The organism is Lapillicoccus sp. (assembly GCF_036559105.1).
Taxonomy (GTDB): domain Bacteria; phylum Actinomycetota; class Actinomycetes; order Actinomycetales; family Dermatophilaceae; genus Lapillicoccus.
The window spans coordinates 79,123-85,872 of the sequence record NZ_DATBTV010000053.1; the positions used below are offsets into that span (position 1 = coordinate 79,123).

Annotated in this window: 8 protein-coding genes; all 8 read right to left on the bottom strand. The window is 72.0% G+C overall.

What is annotated here, in order from left to right:
- Position 1: 1 nt before the first annotated feature.
- Entirely contained in the window at positions 2-1,564 is a 1,563-nt protein-coding gene (gene resB, locus VIG79_RS07515) for a cytochrome c biogenesis protein ResB (protein WP_331884124.1), read from the bottom strand.
- The gene (locus tag VIG79_RS07520) at positions 1,564-2,370 is read right to left on the bottom strand and encodes a cytochrome c biogenesis CcdA family protein (RefSeq protein WP_414672599.1); all 807 of its coding nucleotides are present in this window, start codon (positions 2,368-2,370) and stop codon (positions 1,564-1,566) included. The genes resB and VIG79_RS07520 overlap by 1 nt, the downstream gene beginning before the upstream one ends.
- 15 nt (positions 2,371-2,385) lie before the next feature.
- Positions 2,386-3,006: a TlpA disulfide reductase family protein gene (locus VIG79_RS07525; RefSeq protein ID WP_331884127.1), complete on the bottom strand. Its 621-nt coding sequence runs from the start codon at positions 3,004-3,006 to the stop codon at positions 2,386-2,388.
- A complete protein-coding gene (locus VIG79_RS07530) occupies positions 3,003-3,647 on the bottom strand; it encodes a histidine phosphatase family protein (RefSeq protein WP_331884130.1) in 645 nt (214 codons plus the stop codon). Before VIG79_RS07530 ends, VIG79_RS07525 begins: the two co-directional genes overlap by 4 nt.
- Positions 3,644-4,996: a glutamate-1-semialdehyde 2,1-aminomutase gene (gene hemL, locus VIG79_RS07535; protein WP_331884133.1), complete on the bottom strand. Its 1,353-nt coding sequence runs from the start codon at positions 4,994-4,996 to the stop codon at positions 3,644-3,646. Before hemL ends, VIG79_RS07530 begins: the two co-directional genes overlap by 4 nt.
- A gap of 34 nt (positions 4,997-5,030) precedes the next feature.
- Complete coding sequence (locus VIG79_RS07540) at positions 5,031-5,582, bottom strand: MarR family winged helix-turn-helix transcriptional regulator (RefSeq protein WP_331884136.1); 552 nt, start codon at positions 5,580-5,582, stop codon at positions 5,031-5,033.
- A gap of 246 nt (positions 5,583-5,828) precedes the next feature.
- Entirely contained in the window at positions 5,829-6,095 is a 267-nt protein-coding gene (locus tag VIG79_RS07545; protein WP_331884138.1) for a hypothetical protein, read from the bottom strand.
- A gap of 21 nt (positions 6,096-6,116) precedes the next feature.
- Positions 6,117-6,557, bottom strand: a complete 441-nt coding sequence (locus tag VIG79_RS07550) for a hypothetical protein (protein ID WP_331884141.1) — start codon at positions 6,555-6,557, stop codon at positions 6,117-6,119.
- Positions 6,558-6,750 lie beyond the last annotated feature (193 nt).

Genomic DNA, 6,750 nt, shown 5'->3' on the forward strand with positions numbered 1-6,750 from the left:
CCTAGGGTCCTTTGCTGAGCTCGGTGCGCAGCCCGGCCAGCACCGCACCGAGCCCGGGGTCCGAAGTCCGCGCCAGACCACCGATGGTGACGAGGGTACGCGAGGGGTCGTCGGTCGGGCGGACCCGAACGAAGATGCGCCGCCGCCGGACCAGCAGGGAGGCCATCAGCCCGAGGATCGTGGCGATCGCAGCCACCAGGGTGAGCTCCTTGCCCGGGTCGACCCGGGCCGAGAGACCGGCGAACCGGTCCACCTTGTCGAAGCTGATCGAGCCCCGGCCGTCGGGCAGCTCGAACGTCTGTCCGGGCTGGAGGCGGATCAGCAGCGGCGTCCCGTCGGCCTTGGTCAGCTGGCTGAGGTTGGTCGTGTCGAGGGTGTAGACCGACTGCGGCCGGTTGGCGGGGAACAGGTCGCCCTCCCAGACCGACAGGGCCAGCTCCGGGTTGCGGTCGTCCGGGAAGAGTGAGGTGGGGCCGTTCGCATACGTCGGCTCCGCGGTCGGGAGGAAGAAGCCGCTGAACGCCAGCGCCGTCGGTCGCGCGGCGCCCACCTTGATCGCCCCCACCGACGTGTAGACGTTGTCCTGGGCCAGGAACGGCGTGGCCTGCTGGTAGAGCACCGCCCCGGACGCGTCGCGGACGGTCACCACCGGCGCGTAGCCGTTTCCGAGGAGGAAGACGTCGGCACCGTCGAGGGTGACCGGGTGGTTCGGGCTGATCTCGGACTGCGTCGACGGGCCACCCGGCTGTTCGGTCGTCGTGACGTCGGCCGTGAAGCTCCGGGGCGCGCCGAACTGGGCGCCGCCCACCTGGTCCTCGAAGGTGGCGTTCATCGACCTCAGGTCGATGGTGAACGGCGGAAGCTTCTCCGGGTCGGTCATCGCTCCGGGCAGGAACGAGTCGTACGAGGACAGCGTCGACGAGAACGTGTCACCCTCGGTGAGGATGACGTCGCCGCGCCATCCGAACAGATGCCCGACCGCGACGCCGATGATGACGACACAGAGGCCGGTGTGGAAGACCAGGTTGCCGGTCTCACGCAGATAGCCGCTCTCGGCGCTCACCGACTCGTCGTCGTGGGAGACCACCCGAAATCGCTTGTGCCGCAGCGCTTCCGTGGCAGCCGCCCGCGCGGAGTCCACGTCACCGGCATACGAGAGCTCGACGTGCTGGTCGAGCCGCGAGAGGTTGCGGGGGGCGCGCGGTGGCTTCGCGCGGAGGGTGTGCCAGTGCATCCGGCTGCGGGGGACGATGCACCCCACGAGCGAGATGACGAGCAGCAGGTAGATCGCCGAGAACCAGACCGAGGAGTAGACCTCGAAGAACCCGAGCCGGTCGAGCCACGGTCCGGTGGTGGGGTTGCTCGCGATGAAGTCGGCGACCTTGGCGGCATCGATGGAGCGCTGCGGGAAGATCGACCCCGGCACGGCGGCGATCGACAGCAGCAGCAAGAGGAACAGCGCGGTCCGCATCGACGTCAGGGACCGCCAGGCCCACCGCGCCCAGCCCACCGGGCCGAGGCGGGGCTGGGTGACGGAGGTGCGCGCCGGCGTCTGGGTGGCCATCACAGCACCGTCGTGAAGCCGCCGACGAGATGCGCCTGGACCCACGCGACCCAGTCGGTCCAGACGCCGGAGACCATGAGGACGCCGACGGCGAGCAGCAGCACGCCGCCGAACACGTGGATCCCGCGCCGGTGGCGGCGGAGCCAGGTGCCGGTGCGACCGGCCCTCGAGTACCCGGCGGCGATGAGGACGAACGGGACGCCGAGACCGAGCGAGTAGGCCACCGCCAGGATCACTCCCCGCCCGACAGCACCGCTGTCGGCGCTGAGCGGCGCGGTCAGCGCGAGGATGGCGGCGAGCGTGGGTCCCGTGCACGGCGCCCACCCGAGCGCGAAGGCCGCGCCGAGCAGGGGGGCACCCGCGAGCCCGGCGGCCGGCTTCCAGCGGGGAACCGTGGTGCGCTGCAACCCGATCCCGGAACCGACGCCGAGGAAGACGAGCGCCAGGACGATCACGACGGCGCCGCCGATCCGGGTGAGCAGGTCGAGGTGCTCCCGCAGCGCGAAGGACACGGCGGAGGCCACCGCCACCAGCACGATGAACACGACGGTGAAGCCGAGGACGAAGAGGAGCGCGCCGAGGACGAGGTTCGAGCGGCGCCGCTGCTCCAGCGCCACGTCGGAGAGGCCGGTGACGTAGCCGAGGAAGCCGGGCACCAGCGGCAGCACGCACGGCGACGCGAAGGACACCAGGCCGGCGGCCAGCGCGACGACGACCGCGATCGGCAGCGCCGCCGTCGCCACCGCGGCGTCGGCAGCGGGCAGGTATGCGGGCAGGTATGCGGGCAGGTAGGCGGGCTGGCTCACGACCGGTTCACGGCCTCAGGCCTGCTCGGCCAGCACGTCGTCGACGAGCCCCGTGAGGGTGCTGACGGTCGTCGCGCCGAGGACCCGAGCGGCGATCCGACCCTGCCGGTCCAGGACCAGCGTGCTGGGCGTCGCAGCGGCCTTGCCCTGCAGCGCGAGCATCGGCTGACCGCCGCTCCCGCTGTCGCTGAGCGACGGGTAGGTCACCTTGTTGGCCTTGAGGAACGCGGCCGCCGTCGCCGCACTCTCCTTGATGTCGATGCCGACGAAGGCCACCGGCTTCCCGGCGGTGGAGTACGACTGCCATACCTGCTGCAGGTGCGGGGTCTCGTCGACGCACGGTGCACACCACGAGCCCCAGACGTTGACGACGACGACCTTGCCGCCTGCGTCGGCGGCCGTGGACCACGGCTTACCGTCCACCGTCGTGCCGCCCAGCGAGACGGCCGAGCCACGGTCGGCCACGGCCAGCTGCTCGACCGTCCCGTCACCCGCGACGTAACCCTTGCCGTCGCCGGCCATCGCCTGCGACGCAACGCTGTTCGCGTCGTCGTTGCACGCGGCCGTCACCAGGGACAGGCCGAGCGCGCATGCGGCCACGAACGCCCCACGTCTCCGGGGGGAACCTCCGGTCACGCGCCCGCCTTCTTGGCCGCGCGGGCGAGCAACCCCGCGGCAGGCTCGGTGTAGGTGATCGAGGTGAGGTCGTCCCCGGTGTAGGTGAGCGAGGTCAGCGAGGCGAGCGAGCACTCACGCTTGCGCGGGTCGTGCCACAGCCGCTTGCCCTCGATCTTGTTGCGGACGGTCCAGACCGGCAGCTGGTGGGAGACCAGGACGACGTCGTGCCCGTATGCGGCGACGCGCGCGTCCGCGATCGCCCCGAGCATCCGAGCGGCGATCTGCTCGTAGGGCTCGCCCCAGCTCGGCGTGAACGGGTTCAGTAGGTGCGGCCAGACCGAAGGCTTCGACAGGGCGCCGTCGCCGACCCCGAACGTCTTGCCCTCGAAGTAGTTGCCGGCCTCGATGAGCCGTTCGTCGGTCTCCACCGGCAGGTCGAACGTGGCCGCTATGGGCCCCGCGGTCTCCTGGGCCCGCTCCAGCGGAGAGGCCACGACCCGGACCACGTCGTGCACGGCGAGGAACCGGGACACCGTCTCGGCCATCTCCCGGCCCAGCTCGGACAGCCGGTACCCCGGCAGACGGCCGTAGAGGATCCCCTCCGGGTTGTGCACCTCGCCGTGCCGCATCAGGTGCACGACGGTGACCGGGGAGCTCATGCGTCGATTGTCGCAAACTCGCGGGCCGCGGCCAGGCATGCGTCCGGCACCGAGGCCAGGACGTGATCGACCGCCTCGTCGTCGTGCGCGGCGCTCACGAACCATGCCTCGAACGAGCTGGGCGGCAGGTGGACGCCCTGGCTGAGCATCGCGTGGAAGAACGCCGCGAACGCCGCCGTCGACTGGTCCCGCGCGTCGTCGTAGTTGCGTACCGGCCCCTCCCGGAAGAAGACGCTGAACATCGACCCCGCCCACTGCACGGTATGCGGGACACCCTCGCGACCCAGCCCCTCCGAGACCCCCTCGGCGATGGCCCGGCTCACCACGTCGAGGCGTTCGTAGACCTCCGGCGTGCAGGCGCGCAGCGTCGCGAGTCCGGCGGCTGCGGCGACCGGGTTCCCCGACAGGGTGCCCGCCTGGTAGACCGGCCCAGCCGGCGCGAGCAGGGCCATGACGTCAGCGCGACCCCCGAACGCCGCCGCAGGGAAGCCGCCGCCCATGACCTTGCCGAAGGTGAGCAGGTCCGGTGGCCCCGACGCATACGGGCCCTCAAGGCCGTACCACCCGGACGGTGAGCACCGGAAACCCGTCATCACCTCGTCGCTGACGACGAGCGCCCCGTGCTCGTGCGCGACCCGGAGGAGTCCCTCGGTGAAGCCCCCGACCGGTGGGACGACACCCATGTTGCCGGCGGCGGCCTCGGTGATGACGCAGGCGATCTCGTGGCCGCGCGCGGCGAACGCGGCCTCGACGGCGGCGAGGTCGTTGTAGGGGAGCACGATCGTCTCGGCCGCCGAGGACGCCGGCACCCCGGCGCTGTCCGGCAGCCCGAACGTCGCGACACCCGAGCCCGCCGCGGCGAGCAGCGAGTCGACGTGGCCGTGGTAGCAGCCGGCGAACTTCACGACGACGCTCCGCCCGGTGTAGCCGCGGGCCAGCCGGATCGCCGTCATCGTGGCCTCGGTACCGCTGTTGACCAGGCGCACCTGCTCCGCCGGGGTGCGGGCGACGATCTCCTCGGCCAGGGCGACCTCGTTCTCGGAGGGGGTACCGAACGAGAAGCCGCGGGTCGCCGTCTCCCGGACCGCCGCGACGACGGACGGGTGGGCGTGGCCGAGGATCATCGGCCCCCACGAGCCGATCAGGTCGACGTAGCGACGGCCGTCGACGTCGGTGAGCCAGGGGCCGGCCGCGCCGGCCATGAACCGTGGCGTACCGCCGACCGCCCGGAAGGCGCGCACCGGCGAGTTCACCCCTCCCGGGATGACCGCCAGCGCCCGGTCGAGGAGGGCAGCCGAGGCCGGCGCCTCCAGGGGGTAGGCCGGCAGGTCGGTATGCGTGGACGTCACCCGGGCATTGTCGCAACCCCGGCTGAGGGACGGTTCAGGCGCCGGCCAGCTGGTCGAGCCGTGACTCGAGGTCTTCTTGCAGCTCGGCCTCCGCACACGCCTCAGCCACGACGGCCTGGTGTATCCCGAGCGCGGCGTCGCGCACCTTGCCCATCGCCACGCCGAGGGCGGAGAACTCGCCGGCGCCCATGACGTCGAGCAGGTGCTTGCGCACGCTCTCGACGTGGGTCCTGGCGATGGTGTTGAGCCGTTCCCACCCCTCGTCGGTCAGCACGAGCTCGACGCCGCGGCGGTCGGACAGGCAGGACTGCCGCTCGACCCAGCCCCGCTTCTCCAGCCGCGCGGCAGTGTGGGTGAGTCGGCTGCGGGACTGGACGACGAGGTCGGCCAGCTCGGACATCCGCAGGCGGCCGCCGTCGCTCTCGCTGAGCATGGAGAGGATCTCGTACTCGGTCAGCTGCAGGCCGTGCGCCTGGAGGTCGCGGTCCAGAGCCTCTTCCAGGAATCGGCTTCCGCGCAGGTAGGCACGCCAGGACTGCTGCTCGCCGTCAGTCAGCCAGCGAGGCTCATCCAGCTCCGCACTCACCGTAGATCCCTCCTTGACCCCTCAACCTAGTGTCCAACGGCCCAGCCGTCCCGGACATTCCGGGAGAGCGCTTCCGGCACGTCTGCCTGCCCCGGACGTAGCGGCGGCCGACCAGCACCCTGGGCGATGGTTGACCCCCTGGGGTCGACAATCGCCCACGGTCTCGCCAACCTCCCCTCTGGAGCGCCTTGGTGCCGGCGACCGGGCGGCCCAACCACCATCGTGGGCGATCGCGAGCCCCGGAAGTCAGCGCCGCCGGAAAGTCGCGCGCCAGCGGAGGTCCTCGTCGGGGTAGACCCGCTCCACCGCGACCAGGTCGATCCCGTGACCGGCGAAGGCGTCGATCTCCGAGCGCACGAGCGGCCACGGCGGCCGGGGGTAGGCATCCCGCTCGCTCGCCGTCCCGTCGGACCCGAACGCCATGACCACCAAGGTCCCGCCCGGGGCGACCAGCCCGCTCACGGCGCGGATCGCGTCGGCACGGGGCGGTTCGGGCAGGGCCTGGACGTTCATGCTCTCCCTGGTGCCAGCCGCCTAGCGGCGGCCACCACCATGGGCCCAGATGACGAGGTCGAACCCGCTGATCCACCCGCGAGGCAGCGCCCAAGAGGTCGGCCACGTCGTAGTGGACGGTGCTGTCGAGGTGGCGCGCCCGGGTCTGTTCGACCGCGGACGGTGAGATGTCGAACGCGGTCGTGGGGCATCCGAGCGAGGAGGTACTCCCGCGCAAGCGGGGGACCCCCACGCGTCCCGCCCGTGCCCGGCCCCGACGACGATGGTCCGCGCCGAGGTCGGCGGTCCTTCACGCTCCACCCACTCGACGAGCAGGACGTTGGGCTCCGCCCGGTCCCACGGGACGACCGCCTCCCCGTCGGCGGCGGCCCGGTAGAGGTCGTCGAACCAGGCGGTCGGCTCGCCCGTCCGCGCCTCGGCCAGCGGGTGGGTCGCCTCGTCGGGATCGGTGGGCAGGTCCATGACCGATGGTGCCCGGCGGCGCCGACGCGCGACGCATACCCGAGAATGGGGCCGTGGCTCGACCTTCGGTGCAGTGGAACGGTGCGCGGGTGGGCGCCCTCATCGGTGCGGTGGGGGGCGTGCTCTTCGTCGTGCTCAACGCGTGGCCGCTGGGCGAGCCCTGGACCAACGTCGCCATCGGGATCGGCGTCGC